Source organism: Microbacterium luteum (assembly GCF_015277875.1).
GTDB classification, from domain to species: Bacteria; Actinomycetota; Actinomycetes; order Actinomycetales; family Microbacteriaceae; genus Microbacterium; species Microbacterium luteum.
On record NZ_CP063814.1, the window covers coordinates 2,085,141 to 2,103,136 of the forward strand.

The window sequence follows — 17,996 nt, forward strand, 5'->3', positions numbered from 1 at the left end:
GATCAGCGTGTCGCAGGTGTGGGCAGACCGTCGGTCACGGGCAGCGGCGTGTCGGCGGGCAGTCCCATCTCCTCCGCCGTCACGGGGTCACCGGCGATGGTCGCGTCAGGGGCCGTGACGAGCGGGGTCTCGGAGATGAGCGCGTTCTCGACCGCGCCGCGGCCGATCGCGTCGACGGTGGACACCGCGCCGGCGGCCTCGCTCGCACCGATCACCGCTCCATCGCTGAGGCGCAGGTAGGCGGGCGTCTCATCGATCACCATGCCGAGCGCGGCCGCGTTGGCGGCGAGGTACTGCGGGGAGCTGAGACCGGCCAGCTCGTCGGTGAGGATCTGCTTCTCGTAGGTCAGGTTCCGCTGCTGCGACGTGAGCTCGGCGATGTCGTACGAGGTCTGGGTGGTGAGCACCGACAGAGCCATCTGGGCTCCGGCGATCGCGAACGCACCGAGAAGGGCGACCATTCCGTAAAGCAGCTTCGGGCGACGCTTGCGGTCCGGCTCGGCGACGACGTGGAGTCGGCGTTCGGGCGCCTCGATCGGGCGCCGCAGCGGGCTGACGGCAGGTGCGGTGCTCATCGTGCCTCCCTCACTCGTTCGGCGGCGCGCAACCGCACGGGGATCGCCCGTGAGTTGCGCGCACGCTCTTCATCGGATGCGAGTTCGGCACCCTTGACCAGCAGACGGAAACGGGGAGCGTGCTCGGGCAGCTCCACGGGAAGACCGGCGGGGGCGGTCGAAGCGGTCGCCTCCGCGAATGCGCGCTTGATGAGCCGATCCTCGAGCGACTGGTACGACAGCACCACGATGCGACCGCCGACGGCCAGCGCGCCCATCGCGGCGGGTACCGCGCGCTCGAGCGCGGCGAGCTCGCCGTTGACTTCGATGCGCAGCGCCTGGAAGACCCGTTTGGCAGGATGCCCGGCACGCTGGACCGCGGCCGGCGTCGCGTCGCTCAGGATCTGCACGAGCTGTCCCGAGCGTTCGATGGGTGCGTCGGCACGCGCGGCGATGATTGCGCGCGCGTACCGCGCAGCCAGCTTCTCCTCGCCGTATCGCTCGAAGATACGGCGCAGGTCGCCTTCGCCGTACTCCCCGACGACATCCGCAGCGGTCACCCCGATGCTCTGGTCCATCCGCATGTCCAGCGGCGCATCCTGCGCGTAGGCGAATCCGCGATCGGCGACGTCGAGCTGGAGCGACGAGACGCCGAGGTCGTAGAGGATACCGTCGACCCTGTCGACGCCGGCCTCGCTCAGCGCCGTGTCGACATCGTCGTAGACCGTGTGCACGAGGGTCGTCCGGTCCGAGAACCGCTCCAGACGCCCGCCAGCGATCCGGAGGGCGTCCCGGTCACGGTCGAGGCCGATGAGGTGCAGATCCGGGAACCGCTCAAGGAAGGCCTCGGAGTGCCCTCCCATCCCGAGCGTCCCGTCGATCAGCACCGCGCCCGGCTTCTGGAGCGCCGGTGCGAGCAGCTCGACGCAGCGGCCGAGCATGACAGGGGTGTGGATCTCTCGCGCGTCCATGATGTCGACGGCCGGTCCCTCTTCGCTGATCCCCATCCGTTCCTGACCTGACGCCGGGGAAGTGGTGTCAGGGCTGAACGGCTGGGAGTCGGCGCAGAGGGCTCAGAACAGGCCCGGGATCACCTCCTGCTCCATTTCGGCGTAGGTCTCTTCGTTGCTCTCGGCGTAGGCGTTCCACGCCTCGGCGTTCCAGATCTCGGCGTGCGCACCGACACCCGTCACGATCAGCTCCTTCTCGAGGCCCGCGTAGGCGCGCAGCGGCGGCGGGATGGTGATGCGGTTCTGGCTGTCGGGCTTTTCCGCGCTCGCTCCCGACAGGAACATGCGCAGGAAGTCTCGGGCCTGCTTGTTGGCGAGGGGCGCTTCGCGGATGCGCTCGTGCACACGCTCGAACTCCTCTGTGGCGAAGACGTAGAGGCAGCGATCCTGCCCGCGGGTGACGACGACCCCGGCGCCGAGATCGTCACGGAACTTGGAAGGAAGGATGACGCGGCCCTTGTCGTCGAGCTTGGGAGTGTGCGTGCCCAGCAGCATGTGCCACTCACCCCCAACCTTCGTCCGGCCCCTCCAGGTTGATCCCCACTTTACTCCACTTTGCCCCACTTTGTATCACTTCGGCCGCAATTTCCGCACGATGGCGGACATCCCGGTGTTGTCCCGAACCACGCCGAGACCGCGGGCGCACAAAAAAACACCGGCCCGAAGGCCGGTGTTCTCAGAAGTGGAGGAGGGTGGAGAGGTCAGCGCTCTCCCTGTCGACGATCCCAACGGTCGTTCATGCGGTCCATGAAGGACGGACCTGACCCTCGCGGCGCCGAGGGCGCTGCTTTCGGCTTGACGGATCCGCCCGTCGCGGCGGCGCCACGCAGCGGGGTGACGGCGAGCACCACGCCTCCGAGCATGACGACGAAGCCGATGACGCCGACGACGATGAGCTGGACGGCGACCCCGACGATCAGCCCGGCGAGACCGAGCAGCACGAGGATCGTGCCGTAGACGATATTTCGATAGCTGAGGGAGCGTCCGCCTTCGGGGGCGGTGACCACGTCAGCCTCGTTGCGCATGAGATGGCGTTCCATCTCATCGAGCAGACGCTGCTCCTGTTCGGACAGTGGCATGCATCCCCCTCTGGACTGCTGTTATCTTCCCGACATTCTACTCGGGCTGGCGATTACTAGGCTAGGCCCGTGTCATCGGCTCCAGACCTCACTCAGGTGATTTCCCAGCGACTGGATACGTTCATCTCGGCTCAGCGCCGCGATGCTCACGCGTGGGGAGACGAAGCGACCCTCATCGTCGATGCCGGGGCCGCCGCCGTCGCCGGCGGGAAGCGCCTCCGCGCCCGGTTCTGCGTCGCCGGATGGCGCGCCGTCGTCGACGCCACGACACCCGGGCGCCAGATGCCCGAGCACGTGCTGGCGACAGCCGCGGCGCTCGAGATCTTCCACGCCGCAGCCTTGGTGCACGACGACATCATCGACAACTCCGACATGCGGCGCGGTCACCCCGCGGCGCACAGGGCGCTCGAAGCGCACCACGCCGGAGCGAGGTGGCAGGGAGACCCACGCGCGTTCGGTCGATCCGGCGCCCTCCTCCTCGGCGACCTCCTGGTCGCCTGGTCGGATGACCTCCTCGAAGATGCGCTCTCCGAGCTCGAACCCGGGCGCGCGACCCGCACACGTCGCGAGTACGCGACGATGCGACGCGAGGTCACGATCGGCCAGTTCCTGGACGTCGCGGAGGAATCGGCGTGGGCGAGCCAGCCGGACGACACCCACGCCACCCGTGCCCTGCGCGTGGCGGAGCTGAAGTCGGCCCGCTACAGCATGCTCCAGCCCCTCCTCATCGGCGCGGCCCTCGCGGGAGCCGACGAGGCGCAGACGACGGCACTCGCCTCGTTCGGCCTGCCCGTGGGCATGGCCTTCCAGCTGCGCGACGACGTCCTCGGGGTCTTCGGCGATGCCGAGACGACGGGCAAACCGTCGGGGGACGATCTCCGGGAGGGCAAGCGCACCGTTCTCATCGCCTACGCACGCGAGGCCCTTCCCTCGGGATCGCGACGTCTTCTCGATGAGATGCTCGGCGACCCGACGCTCGATGCGGACCAGATCGCGGCCCTTCAGCAGACGATCACCGACACCGGTGCACTCGACCGGGTGGAGGCCCTCATCGCCGAGCGGGCCCGGGCCGCCGACCGCGCCCTGTCCGGGGCGCGGCTCGACAACGCCTCGGTCAGTCAGCTGCGGGAGCTCGCCCGGGCCGCGAGCATCCGCACCACCTGAGACGAGGCTCAGGCCAGAGACTGGGCGACGCGACGGACCTCGCTCTTTCGGCCCAGGCGCAGAGCCTCGATCGGCGCCATTCCGATGGAGTCCTCCGGCGCCAGCAGCCAATCGATGGTCTCATCATCGTCGAATCCCGCGTCGTGCAGCACGATCACCGTTCCGCGCAGCGAGGACAGCGGCCTGCCGTCGAGCACGAACAGCGACGGGACGCGCGGCGCGCCATGACGACGCGAGGCCACGAGGTGCGACTCATCGAGCAGGCGCTTGACGCGCCCGAGCGTCTCATCGAGCTCCTCGGCGAGCTCGGGGAGGGTCAGCCAGTCGGTCGGCATCGGGGAAGCATCCACAGTCACGATGTCACTATCTCATTCCGCACCCGGTTCTTCCGCACCGCAGGCCAGTGCAGACGGCCCTCCCGACCGCGACGAGTCGACAAAGGTAACAGAAGTCTCATCTTTCACATGTGTCACTTTGATTGACTCCCGTTTCCAACCGTGACAGCGTGGCTGCGTCGACCGGAGGGATCCCATGAGCACCATCAGCGACATCATGCCCACGCCGCGGGCACGGCGCGCGGCCACCCCGATGGCGATCATCGGGTCCCTGGCGATCATCGCCGCCGCGACCCCGGCGCACGCCGAGGCGACGTCCACCGGAGGAGGTCACCTCGCACGCGGAGCGAAGCTTCCCGCCGCACCCGCGTCCGTGACCACCGCATCCGCTGTCGCCGCAACCTCCGTCCCGCAGCGCTATGTCGTTCGCGCGGGTGACACCGTCAGCTCCATCGCGGCGGCTCACGGCCTTCGCACCGACGACGTGCTCCGCCTGAACGGGCTCGGATGGTCCAGCGTGATCCACCCGGGACAGGAGATCGTGCTGACTGCGCTGAGCGAACCATCCACTCCCCCGGCGGCGTCCGACTCCGGCGGCACCCACACCGTCACCGCGGGTGACACGGTCTTCGCCATCGCCCAGAAGCACGGCACCACGGTCGACGCGCTGCTGGCGGCGAACGGGCTGCAGCGGGATTCCATCATCTACCCCGGTCAGACGCTGGCGCTGGCACCGACGATGACTGCCGCGGCCGCCACCGCATCCGCTACGCCGGCCGAGCAGTCCGTCGACTCGTCGCTCGACGCCGAGCAGATCGAGAACGCGCGGCTGATCATCTCGATCGGACGCGAACTCGGGGTGAGCGACCGCGGCATCACCATCGCCCTGGGCACGGCGATGCAGGAGTCGTGGCTGCGGAACCTCGATTGGGGCGACCGCGACTCGCTCGGGCTCTTCCAGCAGCGACCCAGCACCGGCTGGGGCTCCGCCGCTCAGATCCTCGACCGGCGCTATGCGACGCTCGCCTTCTTCGGCGGCGCCGACGACCCCAACGACTACGCGACGCGCGGTCTTCTCGACATCCCCGGATGGGAGTCGATGTCGTTCGCCGATGCCGCGCAGGCGGTGCAGATCTCCGCCTACCCCGATCGATACGCCCGGTGGGAGGCTCCGGCCGAAGCGTGGCTCGCCGCTCACGGTTGACGACGCGTGAGGATCGGACTCCGATCGGCCGGTGCGGCGCACCGGAGCTCCCAGGTGCTCATCCGTAGACTCTGAACGTGAGCACGAGTCAGCAGACGGATCCGCTGATCGGCCGTCTGGTCGACAGCAGATACCGCGTGCGTGCTCGCATCGCGCGAGGCGGCATGGCCACAGTGTACGTCGCCACCGACCTGCGACTGGAGCGCCGCGTCGCCCTGAAGGTGATGCACGGGCATCTGAGCGATGACTCGGTCTTCCAGAGCCGATTCATCCAGGAGGCTCGCGCCGCCGCGCGGCTGGCCGACCCCCACGTGGTCAACGTCTTCGACCAGGGCCAGGACGGCGACATGGCCTACCTGGTCATGGAGTACCTGCCGGGCATCACCCTGCGGGAGCTCCTCAAAGAGCAGCGACGACTGACCGTGCCGCAGGCGATCTCGATCATGGACGCCATCCTGTCCGGCCTGGCGGCGGCGCACCGTGCCGGGATCGTCCATCGAGACGTCAAGCCCGAGAACGTCCTCCTGGCCGAAGACGGCCGCATCAAGATCGGCGATTTCGGCCTGGCGCGAGCGACGACGGCCAACACCGCGACCGGCGCGCAGTTGCTCGGCACGATCGCCTACCTCGCGCCGGAGCTCGTCACCCGGGGCACCGCGGACGCCCGCAGCGACATCTACGCCCTCGGCATCGTGCTCTACGAGATGCTCGCCGGCGAGCAGCCCTACAAAGGCGAGCAGCCGATGCAGATCGCCTATCAGCACGCCACCGACTCCGTGCCCCGCCCCAGCGTCAAGAACCCCGGTGTGCCCGAACAGCTCGACGAGCTCGTGCTGTGGTCGACCGAGAAGCTGCCCGATGATCGCCCGCTCGACGCCCGGGAGATGCTGGAGCGCCTGCGCGAGATCGAGCGCGAGCTGGGCGTGACGCCGCAGGTCGCCCGCACCGTCGACACCGGCGTCACCCGCGATGAGAGCGGTGCATCCGGAGAGCTCACGAAGGTCCTTCCGGCAGCCGTCACCGGTCCGACGGATCTGGCCGAAGACGTCGACAACACGTCACGGCTGCGACAGGCCTCCAAGCGCCGGTCGCGAAAGGGAGCCTGGCTGCTCGGCGTCGTCGTCATCCTGACAGCACTCGCCGGAGCCGCCGGATGGTGGTTCGGGTCGGGGCCCGGCTCACAGGTGGCGGTACCCGACCTCAGCGGTCTGACCTTCGATCAGGCGCAGGGTGCCCTCGCCGAGGAGTCGCTCACCGGGGTCGAGGAGGGCGTGTTCAGCCTCGAGGTCGACAGCGGACTGATCGTGGACACCGAGCCGGAGGCCGGCGCGCGTGTGGACAAAGACACCGAGGTGACGGTGCTCGTCTCGCTGGGCCCGGCCGAGGTCGCCCTCACGGGACTCAACGGGCAGCCGGAGACCGATGTCAGGGCGCAGCTCGACGCGTCTCGCATCGACGTCGGAGAGAATCAGACCTTCTACACCGATGCGGACGAGGGCGTCGTCGTCGGTGTCGTCGTGACGCCGCGTGGCGGCGGCGACCCCGTCGAGTGCGGCGAGGAGTGCACAGTCAACGAAGGCGACAGTGCGAGCCTTCGCGTCTCGCTCGGACCGTTGCCGTCAGTGCGCGACATGACCGAGGCCGACGCCCGCGCGACTCTCGAGGCCGCGGGGATCGACGTCGCCTCCGTGGCGCAGGAGTCCAGCACCGAGATCGCCGAGGGCCGCGTGCTCTACATGACCGACCGTGAGGGCGGCGGATGGTGGCGACCCGGCGACCGCACCAACCTCGTGGTCTCCAGTGGCCCTCCCCTGTTCCCGGTGCCCGACGTGGTCGGCATGACACGGGATGCCGCCGCGGACGCGCTGCGCGCTGAGGGCTTCGAGGTGAATTACTCCGCCCTCTGGAATGTCTGGCCCGACGCGGTCACCGAGGTCACCGCGCAGGATCCCGAGGGGTCGAGCATGCGGGTGCAGGGAACGACCGTCACCCTGCAGATCACCGTCACCGGCTGATCGCCGGGGCGGGTCAGCGCTTCTCGAGCTCCTCGGCGACGAGGAAGGCCAGCTCCAGCGACTGCATGTGGTTCAGGCGCGGATCACACAGCGACTCGTAGCGCGTGGCGAGGGTGGCTTCCTCGATCATCTCCGAGCCACCCAGGCATTCCGTGACGTCATCGCCGGTCAGCTCGACGTGGATGCCGCCCGGGTGGGTGCCGATGGCGCGGTGCGCTTCGAAGAATCCCCGCACCTCGTCGACGACGTCGTCGAAACGACGCGTCTTGTAGCCGGTCGGCGTGGTGATGCCGTTGCCGTGCATCGGGTCGGTGACCCACAGCGGCCGCGCACCGGAATCCTTCACCGCTTCGAGGAGCGGAGGAAGCGCGTCGCGGATCTTTCCCGCGCCCATTCGCGTGATGAAGGTGAGGCGGCCCGGCTCGCGCTCGGGGTCGAGCTTGTCGATGAGCGCCAGCGCCACGTCTGGCGAGGTCGACGGGCCGAGCTTCACGCCGATCGGGTTGCGGATCTTCGAGAAGTAGTCGACGTGCGCGCCGTCGAGCTCGCGGGTGCGTTCGCCGATCCAGAGGAAGTGGGACGACGTGTTGTACGGCGTCGCCGTCCGAGAGTCGATGCGGGTCATCGGCCGCTCGTAGTCCATGAGGAGGCCCTCGTGGCCGGTGTAGAACTCCACGCGGCGCAGCTCGTCGAAGTCGGCTCCCGCCGCCTCCATGAACTTGATCGCGCGGTCGATCTCGGTCGCGAGGCGCTCGTAGCGCTGGTTGGCGGGGTTCTGCGCGAACCCCTTGTTCCAGCTGTGCACCTCTCGAAGGTCGGCGAATCCCCCCTGCGTGAACGCCCGGATGAGGTTCAGCGTCGATGCGGCGGTGTGGTAACCGCGCAGCAGTCGCCCCGGATCGGCCGTGCGAGAGGCCTCGGTGAAGTCGTACCCGTTGACGATGTCGCCCCGGTACGCCGGCAGCGTCACGTCACCGCGCGTCTCGGTGTCCTTCGAACGCGGTTTGGCGAACTGCCCCGCCATGCGCCCCATCTTCACGATGGGCATCGAGGCGCCGTAGGTGAGCACGACCGCCATCTGCAACACGGTCTTGATGCGATTGCGGATCTGCTCGGCGGTGGCCCCGGCGAAAGTCTCCGCGCAGTCGCCGCCCTGCAGCAGGAACGCCTCGCCCGCGGCAGCCCCCGCGAGTCGCTCGCGCAGCAGATCGACCTCGCCGGCGAAGACGAGCGGCGGAAGTCCGGCGATCTCGTCCGAGACCGCAGCGACGGCGGCGGCGTCGGGCCACGCCGGCTGCTGCTTGATCGGTAGGGTCCGCCAGTGGTCGAGGGAGTCTAGCTGCTGGAGCACCAGGCAAGTCTAGCCGCGCTTGACGAGGCGATCTTTCACGGTCGAAGCGTAGACATCGTCGTAACGCTGCTCCCCCAGGCGCTGCAGGGCGACCATGATCTCGTCCGTGATGGAGCGCAGGATGTAGCGATCGCTCTCCATCCCTTCGAAACGCGAGAAGTCCAGCGGCTCGCCGATCACGACGCCCACCCGGACGACCCGCGGGATCCGGCGACCGATCGGCATCATGGTGTCGGTGTCGACCATCACGACGGGCACCACGGGGACGTGCGCTTCCAGGGCCATCCGAGCGATGCCGGTTCGGCCGCGGTAGAGGCGCCCGTCGGGGCTGCGCGTCCCCTCCGGATAGATCCCGAGCAGGTCGCCCCGACCGAGCACCTGCAGTCCGGTGTTGAGCGATGCCTCGGAGGCCTTGCCGCCGGAACGATCGATGGGAAGCTGACCGGTCGCCTTGAAGAAGACCCGGGTCGCCCAGCCGCGCAGCCCTCTGCCGGTGAAGTAGTCGCTCTTGGCGAGGAACGACACCGGGCGGTCGATCATCAGCGGCAGGAAGATGGAGTCGGCGAAGGACAGGTGGTTGCTGGCGAGGATGGCCGCACCCTGCGAGGGGACGTTGCGGCGGCCGACGATCCAGGGCCGGAAGACGGCCTTGACGACGGGCCCGATGACCACGTACTTCATCAGCCAGTAGAACACCGTCAGCCGACCTCCGCCAGGTCGGCGACGCCGATGAGACCCGCGTCGTTGCCCAGCTGCGCGACGGCGAACTCCGCCACCGGACGGTCGCCGTAACCCGGGACGGCCGTGCGGTACGCCTCGCGCATCGGTCCCAGCAGGTCTTCGCCCAGCTGCGCGACGCCTCCGCCGATCACGAACAGCTCCGGATCGAGAACGGCCTGGAACCCGCCGCACGCCTCACCGAGTGCCGTCGCGACACGCCGCAGCGCCTCGATCGCACCAAGATCCCCCGCCAGGATGAGGCGCGAGATCGCCGGTCCCTTCAGAGCACCCGTCTCGAGGCGCAGCGCCGCCAGTCCCGCACCTATGCCGGCGTCGTCGTCGGCGATCTCCTCCGCTTCGCGCTGGAGCGCTCGACCGGATGCATACTGCTCGAGGCAGCCCTTCTGCCCGCACCCGCAGGGTCGTCCATCCCGGATGAAGCGGATGTGTCCGAGTTCACCGGCGATGCCGTGGCCGCCCATGAGGAGCGCACCGTCGACGACGACCGCTCCCCCGACGCCGGTGCCCATCGTCAGCATCGTCATGTTCTCGACGTCGCGACCGGCACCGAAGCGGAACTCGCCCCACCCTGCGGCGTTGGCGTCGTTCTCGATCGTCACGGGCACGTCGATGCGCGAGGCGAGAGTCGCCTTCAGCGGCTCATTGCGCCAGGCGATGTTCGGTGCGTGCAGCACGAGCTCGCGGTTCCGGTCGATGAAACCCGCGGCGGCCACGCCGACGGCGGCGACGTCATGACTCTGCCCGAAGTGTCGCGCCATGTCGACGACGGCGTCGGCGAGCGAGGCCGTGTCGACGGGTGTGGCCACGCGGAGCTTTTCGACGATGCGTCCTTCGGCGTCGACGACGCCTCCTGCGATCTTCGTGCCACCGATGTCGATGCCGACCTTGAGCAACGTCTTCCCTTCCGGCCGAGCGCTGGCGCGACGGCGCAACCACTCTAGTAGGGCGGGCGCTCTCCCGCGGGCGAGGTGCGCGTCCTGTGCGGGCTCATCCGCGCGGAATCCCGCGAGAGGAAGACCCCGCTCAGTTAGACTCGATTCACACCCGACCACCGAAACCGCAGCCGGTACCAAAGGAGTTGCCGTGACCGAGTTCACTATCCCCGCCGTCGTTCCCGCCGATCCCGACGCGAACATCACAGACCTCCTCGTCGAACGTGTGAAAGAGACGCCGAACCGCGCTCTCTTCGCAGTTCCGGACGGTTCCGGCTGGCGCGACATCACCGCCGCGCAGTTCCATGAGCGGGTCATCGCCCTCGCGAAGGGCCTCGTCGCGGCCGGCATCGAACCCGGCGACAAGGTCGGATTCATCGCGCGAACCACGTACGACTGGACGCTTGTGGACTTCGCGCTGTTCTTCGCCGGCGCCGTGATGGTTCCGATCTACGAGACGTCGTCGTCGTCGCAGATCGCCTGGAACCTCGCCGACTCCGGAGCGGTCGCGTGCATCGTGGAATCGGAGGACCACGCCGCGCGGCTCGAAGAGGTCCGAGGCGACCTCCCCCTCATCCGATCGGTGTGGGCGATGCACGCCGGCGACCTGGACCGCATGGTCTCCGAGGGCACCGGTGTCGAAGACGACGAGATCGAGCGCCGTCGGAACCTCGCGAACGGGGATGACATCGCCACCCTCATCTACACGTCGGGGTCGACGGGCCGCCCCAAGGGCTGCGTGCTCACCCACAGCAACTTCGTGGAGCTGTCCCGCAACTGCTTCGTGGCGCTCAACGATGTGCTCACCACCCCCGGCGCCTCGACCCTGTTGTTCATCACGACCGCTCACGTGTTCGCGCGCTTCATCTCGATCCTCAACGTGCACGCCGGTGTGAAGACGGGGCACCAGCCCGACACCAAGCAGCTGCTTCCCGCCCTCGGGTCCTTCAAGCCGACGTATCTGCTGGCCGTCCCTCGCGTGTTCGAGAAGGTCTACAACTCGGCCGAGCAGAAGGCCGAAGCCGGTGGAAAGGGCAAGATCTTCCACGCCGCCGCGGAAACAGCCATCGAGCACTCGAAGCTCGAGCAGGAGGGTCGCAAGATTCCGCTCGGCCTGCGCCTGAAGTTCCGTCTGTTCGACAAGCTCGTCTACAGCAAGCTCCGCGACGCCATGGGCGGCAGGGTCATCTACGCGGTGTCGGGGTCGGCCCCGCTGGGTCCGCGGCTCGGTCACTTCTTCCACAGCCTGGGGGTCGTGATCCTCGAGGGCTACGGGCTCACCGAGACCACGGCGCCGGCCACGGTCAACACGACCCAGCAGATGAAAATCGGCACCGTCGGCCCGGTCATCCCGGGTGTCGGTGTGCGTCTGGCCGACGATGGCGAGATCCAGGTCAAGGGCGTCAACGTGTTCAAGGAGTACTGGCGCAACCCGGAGGCCACGGCCACCGCATTCGACGGCGAGTGGTTCCGCACCGGCGACATCGGCACGTTCGATAGCGACGGCTGCCTGGCCATCACGGGGCGCAAGAAGGAGATCATCGTCACCGCCGGTGGCAAGAACGTCGCCCCGGCCGCTCTGGAGGACCCGATCCGCGCCAATCCGATCATCGGCCAGGTGGTCGTCGTCGGCGATCAGAAGCCGTTCATCTCCGCGCTGGTCACGCTCGATCCCGAGATGCTTCCGACCTGGCTGTCGAACAACGGCCTGCCCGCGGACATGCCCCTCGAAGACGCAGCGAAGAACGACGCGGTGCGTGCCGAGGTGCAGAAGGCCATCGACCACGCCAACACCCTCGTGTCCCGCGCCGAGTCGATTCGCAAGTTCACCATCCTCGCCACCGAATGGACCGAGGCGTCAGGTCATCTCACTCCGAAGATGAGCATCAAGCGCAACGTGATCATGAGCGACTTCGCCACCGAGATCGACGAGATCTACGCCGTGCCGGTGAACACGACCAACGTCTCGCTGACCTGACGCGAAGGCGATTCCGGTGCCCTCGGGGCAGCCGGCACCGGAATCGTCAGAACCACTCCGATTCGCGGATCTGCCGCATCGCGACCTTGCGGGACTCGGGGGTCAGCCGACTGAGGTAGAGCTTTCCGTCCAGATGGTCGGTCTCGTGCTGCAGCGCCTGGGCCATGAGGCCTTCGCCCTCGACGACGACCTCGCGTCCATCGAGGTCGATACCGCGGGCTGCCGCATGCGGGTAGCGGAGCGCGTCGTGCCAGAGTCCGGGAACCGACAGACATCCTTCGCCGATGTACTCCGGCTCTCCCGACACCTCCACGATCTCCGGATTGAGGAGATAGCCGATGTCCCCGTCGATGTTGTAGCTGAAGGCGCGAAGACCGACGCCGATCTGGGGCGCCGCCACACCGGCGCGCCCTGGCAGCTCCACGGTGTCCAGCAGATCCCGTACGAGGGAGCGGACGCCGTCGTCGATGACCTCGATCGTCGCGCTCGGAGCGCGCAGCACGGGATCGCCGAAGACGCGGATCGCGCGCACGGCCATGTCAGGCAGCCGCCGTCGCGGTCCGCAGGCCCTCCACCACGACCGCGGCGAGCTCGCGTGCGGCGTGCCGGGTGGCGGCGTTCAGATCGCGGAACACGATCGAGGATCCGGTCGCGATGTGGGCGTCGTACGGCATGCGCACCACCGCCCGCACGCGCGTGCGGAAGTGCGCGTCGAGCTGGTCCAGCTGCACGAGCGGGGCGCCCGGGCGACCGCTGTTGAGCACCACGACGGCGTTCCGCACGCGGTCGGCATAGCCGTTCGTCTCGAGCCAGGTGAGCGTCTCGGACGCGAGGCGCGCTTCGTCGACGCTCAGCCCCGCGACGAGCACGAGCTGGTCGGCGAGTTCGAGCGTGGCTCCCATGACCGAATGCACGATGCCGGTGCCGGTGTCGGTCAGCACGATCGAGTAGTAGTGGGCGGCGAGACTCGCGACGTCGTGATAATCGCGTCCGCTGAACGCCTCCGAGACCTGCGGGTCCGAATCGGACGCGAGGACGTCGAGGCGCGTCTCGTCTCGGGCGACGATGGCCGAGATGTCGCTGTATCCCGACACCTCGCCGCGCACGCGGGCGAGGTCTCGGACGGTCCGTCCGCCTGTCCGGCCGATGCGGTCGGCGAGCGTGCCGCGATCGGGGTTGGCATCGACGGCGATGACGCGGTCGTCGCGCGCGTCGGCCAGCGCCATCCCCAGCAACGCGGTGACGGTGGTCTTGCCCACTCCGCCCTTGCGTGAGACGACGGGGACGAAACGGGCGGCACCGGGCAGCGGCGCCCCGATCCGGCGGTCGAGCCCCTTCCGGGCCTGAGCCTTCCGGCTGTCGCCGAGGTTGATCCGCCGGCCCGAGAGCGCGTAGATCAGCTGCTGCCAGTATCCCTCGGGCTCGGGACGCGACAGCTGCGTGCGGTCGAGCAGCCGGTCGGCGGTGAGCAGGTCCGCGGTCTCGCGATCCGGCTCGAACTCGCCGAGGCGCTTGGACGACAGGGTGATGTCTGCTCGCGTCGTGACGCGGTCGCCGCCTTCGCCGCGATCGAGGGCGCGCGTCTCCCCCGGATGCTGCGCCTCACGCCGCGTCGTCGGCACCGATCCCGTTCTGGGGACCGTCGGCGCCGGGTCGGTCGCGGCCGAGGTCGTCGGCGGTGCGGCGCCCGCCTCAGGCCCGCTCTCGTCGCGGCTGGGGAGGTCATCGCGTGCGGGCTCGACGAGCGCCGGCCCGTCCTCGACGTCGTCCGCCGCGTCGGTGACGATCTCGGCGATATGCACGTCGGCATCCACGGTCACCGACGGCTGTTCTCCGGTCTCGAGGTGGCCCTCGACGATCTCGTCGTCCTCCTCGAGGGCTTCCGACGCCGCCGTACCGGCGGGCGCGGCAACCTCACCGGACACGGGAAGCTCATCATCGATGACGTCTTCGTCATCGTCGTCGCGATCGACCGGCAGCGAGACCGACACCTGCTGTGTCGACGTGCCGAGCAGCCCGATGGCATGCGTGTCGAGGTTCCCGCCATCGTCGAGGACGGCGTTTTCGGCCGCCTCGTCGTCCGGCGAGTGGTCATGCTGATCGGGGCTCACGGGGTACTCCTGGGGTTCTCACGCGCGATCGCGCGCCGTCCAGGCTATCCCGCGGGCCGGATGACGACCAAAAGGTCGCCCGCGTCGACCTGCGCCGTCGCCGCGACCGCGAGCCGCTCGACCACGCCGTCGACGGGCGCGGTGATCGCCGCTTCCATCTTCATCGCCTCGATCGACGCGACCGGCTGACCTGCTGAGACCGTATCGCCGACGGCGGCCTTGAGCGTGACGACACCCGAGAACGGCGCGGCGACCTGGCCCGGTCGCGACGTGTCGGCCTTCTCGGCCTGATGCGTCTCGACGGTGATGCTGCGGTCCCGTGCGAAGACGGGGCGCAGCTGTCCGTTGAGGGTGGTCATGACCGTGCGCATGCCCTTGTCATCGGCCTCGCCGATGGCTTCCAGGCCCACGAACAGCTTCACGCCGCGGTCGATCTCGACGACGTGCTCGGCGCCCGGTTCGAGGCCGTAGAGGTAGTCGGCCGTGTCGAGCACGCTGAGATCGCCGAACACCTCGCGGGACTGCTCAAACGCCCGGGTCGGCGCCGGGAAGAGCAGCGCATTGAGCGCGCGACGTCGTTCGTCGGACGACCCCGCCAGCGCCTTCGTCTCGGTGTCGGTGAGGGGGGTGACCCCCGTCTTCACCTCGCGCCCGTGCAGCACCTTCGAGCGGAACGGCTCCGGCCAGCCGCCCGGAAGATCTCCGAGCTCGCCCGCCATGAATCCGACGACGGAATCCGGCACGTCGTATTTCTCGGGGTGCGCTTCGAAGTCGGCCGGATCGGCTTTGACAGCGGCCAGGTGCAGTGCCAGGTCGCCGACGACCTTCGACGACGGGGTGACCTTGGGGACGCGCCCGAGGATCGCGTTCGCGGCCGCGTACATGTCTTCGATGAGCTCGAAGTCCTCCGCCAGTCCCAGCGCGATCGCCTGCTGGCGCAGGTTCGACAGCTGCCCGCCCGGGATCTCGTGGTGGTACACGCGCCCCGTCGGTCCCGGCAGCCCTGATTCGAACGGCGCGTAGAGGTTGCGGACCGCCTCCCAGTAGGGTTCGAGGTCGTTCACCGCGTCGAGCTCCAAGCCCGTGTCTCGCTCGGTGTGGGCGAGCGCGGCCACCAGGGCCGACAGAGACGGCTGGCTCGTCGTGCCCGACATGGGAGCGGCGGCGGCGTCGACGGCGTCGGCTCCGGCGGCGCTGGCGGCGAGCAGGGTCGCGAGCTGCCCACCCGCCGTGTCGTGCGTGTGGACGTGCACCGGGAGATCGAAGCGCTCACGCAGTGCCGACACGAGCTTCGCCGCGGCGGCGGGGCGGAGCAGCCCCGCCATGTCCTTGATCGCCAGAACGTGGGCACCCGCCTCGACGATCTGATCGGCGAGCCCGAGGTAGTAGTCGAGAGTGTAGAGATCCTCTGCCGGATTGAGCAGGTCACCGGTGTAGCAGACGGCGACCTCGGCGATTCCCGTGCCGGTCGCGAGCACCGCGTCGATCGCGGGGCGCATCTGTGCGACGTCGTTGAGGGCGTCGAAGATGCGGAAGACGTCGATGCCCGCGGTCGCCGCCTCCTGGACGAATGCGTCCGTCACCTCTGTGGGGTACGGCGTGTAGCCGACCGTGTTGCGACCTCGCAGCAGCATCTGGATGGCGACGTTGGGCAGCGACACCCTCAGCTTCTCCAGGCGCTCCCAGGGGTCCTCGCTGAGGAAGCGCAGGGCGACGTCGTAGGTGGCCCCGCCCCACGCCTCCACCGACAGCAGCTGCGGCGTCATGCGGGCGACGTAGGGTGCGACGCCCAGAAGATCCTTGGTGCGCACGCGCGTGGCGAGCAGGGACTGATGCGCGTCGCGGAAGGTCGTGTCCGTCACGCCGAGAGCGGTCTGCGCGCGCAGTGCTCGCGCGAACCCCTCGGGGCCGAGCTCCTGCAGTCGCTGTCGCGACCCGGCAGGGGCGGCAGACCCCAGGTCGATCCCGGGCAGTTTCTGACGCGGCTCCACGGTGACCGGATTCGAGCCATGCGGCTTGTTGACCGTGGTGTCGACCAGCCAGTTGAGGATCTTCGTTCCGCGATCCTTCGATTCCCGCCCCTTCAGCAGCTCCGGGCGCTCGTCGATGAACGACGTGCTGATGTCACCGGCGATGAAGGAGGAATCGTCGAGCACCGCCTGCAGGAAGGGGATGTTCGTGGAGACGCCGCGGATGCGGAACTCGGCGAGAGCGCGACGCGCGCGCAGGACCGCGGCCCCGAAATCGCGCCCCCGACACGTGAGCTTGGACAGCATCGAGTCGAAGTGCGGGCTGATCTGAGCACCGGCCGCGGTCGTGCCGCCATCCAGTCGGATGCCCGCCCCTCCCGGGGAACGGTAGGTCGTGATCTTCCCGGTGTCGGGACGGAATCCCTGCGTCGGATCCTCGGTGGTGATGCGGCACTGGAGCGCAGCACCCCGAAGGTGGATCCGATCCTGCGCGAGACCGAGGTCGTCGAGCGACTGGCCCGAGGCGATGCGCATCTGAGACTGCACGAGGTCGACGTCGGTGACCTCTTCCGTGACGGTGTGCTCGACCTGGATGCGAGGGTTCATCTCGATGAACACGACCTCCCCCGCGCGCGGACCGGCCGTCTCCAGGAGGAACTCCACCGTCCCGGCGTTCTCGTAGTCGATGGACTTGGCGAACGCGATCGCATAGGCGTGCAGCGCTGCCGCCACCTCGGGGTCGAGATTCGGCGCGGGCGCGATCTCGATCACCTTCTGATGACGACGCTGCACCGAACAGTCGCGCTCGAACAGATGGACCGTGTGTCCGGACTTGTCGGCGAGAACCTGCACCTCGACATGGCGCGGGCGCTGGACGGCCTGCTCGAGGAAGACCCGAGCGTCGCCGAATGCGCTGCCGGCCTCGCGCATCGCCTCGGCGATCGCGGGAGCGAGTTCCTCCCGGGACGCGACGCGACGCATGCCGCGGCCGCCTCCGCCGGCCACCGCCTTCACGAAGATCGGGAATCCGATGTCGTCGGCCTGCGCCAGCAGGACGTCGACGTCGTCGGATGCGGGCGTCGAGCGGAGCACCGGCACGTTGGCGGCGATGGCGTGCTCCTTCGCGGTGACCTTGTTTCCGGCCATCTCGAGCACCCGGGCCGGCGGTCCGATGAAGACGATGCCGTTCGCCGCGGCCTTCTCCGCCAGCTCCGGATTCTCCGACAGGAAGCCGTAGCCCGGGTAGATGGCGTCGGCTCCCGACTCCTTCGCGACCCGGATGATCTCGTCGACATCGAGGTAGGCACGGACGGGATGGCCGGGCTCTCCGATCTGATAGGCCTCGTCGGCCTTCAGGCGATGCAGGGAGTTGCGATCCTCATACGGGAAGACGGCGACGGTCCTCGCTCCGAGTTCGAACGCCGCACGGAAAGCGCGGATGGCGATCTCACCGCGATTGGCTACCAGGATCTTTCGGAACATGCGCACCTCGCTGAGCATGGCGGATCGGTCGAGTGTGCTCTCAGCCTAGGGGACGGTAACGTAGTGCCTC

At 68.7% G+C, this 17,996-nt stretch carries 15 protein-coding genes; 4 read left to right on the forward strand and 11 right to left on the reverse strand.

What is annotated here, in order from left to right:
• Positions 1-2 precede the first annotated feature (2 nt).
• The 4 genes from ftsL to IM777_RS10465 form a co-directional block, all read right to left on the reverse strand.
• Positions 3-575, reverse strand: coding sequence for a cell division protein FtsL (ftsL, locus tag IM777_RS10450; RefSeq protein ID WP_071043677.1), 573 nt, complete (start codon positions 573-575; stop codon positions 3-5).
• Positions 572-1,561, reverse strand: coding sequence for a 16S rRNA (cytosine(1402)-N(4))-methyltransferase RsmH (rsmH, locus tag IM777_RS10455; RefSeq protein ID WP_390178711.1), 990 nt, complete (start codon positions 1,559-1,561; stop codon positions 572-574). Before rsmH ends, ftsL begins: the two co-directional genes overlap by 4 nt.
• Positions 1,562-1,627: 66 nt before the next feature.
• The gene (mraZ, locus tag IM777_RS10460) at positions 1,628-2,059 is read right to left on the reverse strand and encodes a division/cell wall cluster transcriptional repressor MraZ (RefSeq protein WP_194383296.1); all 432 of its coding nucleotides are present in this window, start codon (positions 2,057-2,059) and stop codon (positions 1,628-1,630) included.
• A gap of 206 nt (positions 2,060-2,265) precedes the next feature.
• The gene (locus IM777_RS10465; RefSeq protein WP_071043680.1) at positions 2,266-2,643 is read right to left on the reverse strand and encodes a DUF3040 domain-containing protein; all 378 of its coding nucleotides are present in this window, start codon (positions 2,641-2,643) and stop codon (positions 2,266-2,268) included.
• Between the two features lie 69 nt (positions 2,644-2,712).
• Here IM777_RS10465 and IM777_RS10470 point away from each other — a divergent pair, with 69 nt between their 5' ends.
• A complete protein-coding gene (locus IM777_RS10470) occupies positions 2,713-3,807 on the forward strand; it encodes a polyprenyl synthetase family protein (protein ID WP_194383297.1) in 1,095 nt (364 codons plus the stop codon).
• An 8-nt stretch (positions 3,808-3,815) separates the two neighbouring features.
• Here IM777_RS10470 and IM777_RS10475 read toward each other — a convergent pair whose 3' ends face one another.
• Entirely contained in the window at positions 3,816-4,142 is a 327-nt protein-coding gene (locus tag IM777_RS10475; protein ID WP_071043682.1) for an Rv2175c family DNA-binding protein, read from the reverse strand.
• Between the two features lie 205 nt (positions 4,143-4,347).
• Here IM777_RS10475 and IM777_RS10480 point away from each other — a divergent pair, with 205 nt between their 5' ends.
• Both IM777_RS10480 and pknB read left to right on the forward strand, forming a co-directional pair.
• Positions 4,348-5,346 carry a LysM peptidoglycan-binding domain-containing protein gene (locus IM777_RS10480; RefSeq protein ID WP_419538874.1) on the forward strand — a complete coding sequence of 333 codons (999 nt, stop codon included), beginning with the start codon at positions 4,348-4,350 and terminating at the stop codon, positions 5,344-5,346.
• Between the two features lie 77 nt (positions 5,347-5,423).
• Complete coding sequence (gene pknB, locus IM777_RS10485; protein WP_194383298.1) at positions 5,424-7,361, forward strand: Stk1 family PASTA domain-containing Ser/Thr kinase; 1,938 nt, start codon at positions 5,424-5,426, stop codon at positions 7,359-7,361.
• A 13-nt stretch (positions 7,362-7,374) separates the two neighbouring features.
• Here the strand turns inward: pknB and IM777_RS10490 are convergent, their stop codons facing one another.
• The 3 genes from IM777_RS10490 to IM777_RS10500 are packed head-to-tail and all read right to left on the reverse strand — an operon-like array spanning position 7,375 to position 10,346.
• Positions 7,375-8,712 carry a class II 3-deoxy-7-phosphoheptulonate synthase gene (locus tag IM777_RS10490; RefSeq protein ID WP_194383299.1) on the reverse strand — a complete coding sequence of 446 codons (1,338 nt, stop codon included), beginning with the start codon at positions 8,710-8,712 and terminating at the stop codon, positions 7,375-7,377.
• A gap of 9 nt (positions 8,713-8,721) precedes the next feature.
• On the reverse strand, positions 8,722-9,408 hold the full coding sequence (locus IM777_RS10495) for a lysophospholipid acyltransferase family protein (protein WP_071043686.1): 687 nt from the start codon (positions 9,406-9,408) through the stop codon (positions 8,722-8,724).
• A gap of 2 nt (positions 9,409-9,410) precedes the next feature.
• Positions 9,411-10,346 (reverse strand): ROK family protein, encoded by a 936-nt coding sequence (locus IM777_RS10500; protein ID WP_194383300.1) that lies wholly within the window; start codon positions 10,344-10,346, stop codon positions 9,411-9,413.
• Between the two features lie 190 nt (positions 10,347-10,536).
• Between IM777_RS10500 and IM777_RS10505 the strand changes: the two genes are divergently transcribed.
• Positions 10,537-12,363, forward strand: coding sequence for an AMP-dependent synthetase/ligase (locus IM777_RS10505; protein WP_194383301.1), 1,827 nt, complete (start codon positions 10,537-10,539; stop codon positions 12,361-12,363).
• Between the two features lie 46 nt (positions 12,364-12,409).
• On the opposite strand, the gene def is transcribed toward IM777_RS10505, so the two are convergent.
• The 3 genes from def to IM777_RS10520 are packed head-to-tail and all read right to left on the reverse strand — an operon-like array spanning position 12,410 to position 17,926.
• The gene (def, locus tag IM777_RS10510; RefSeq protein ID WP_194383302.1) at positions 12,410-12,901 is read right to left on the reverse strand and encodes a peptide deformylase; all 492 of its coding nucleotides are present in this window, start codon (positions 12,899-12,901) and stop codon (positions 12,410-12,412) included.
• Position 12,902: 1 nt separating this feature from the next.
• Entirely contained in the window at positions 12,903-14,474 is a 1,572-nt protein-coding gene (locus IM777_RS10515; protein ID WP_194383303.1) for a MinD/ParA family ATP-binding protein, read from the reverse strand.
• A 44-nt stretch (positions 14,475-14,518) separates the two neighbouring features.
• Positions 14,519-17,926, reverse strand: a complete 3,408-nt coding sequence (locus IM777_RS10520) for a pyruvate carboxylase (protein WP_194383304.1) — start codon at positions 17,924-17,926, stop codon at positions 14,519-14,521.
• Positions 17,927-17,996: the final 70 nt, after the last annotated feature.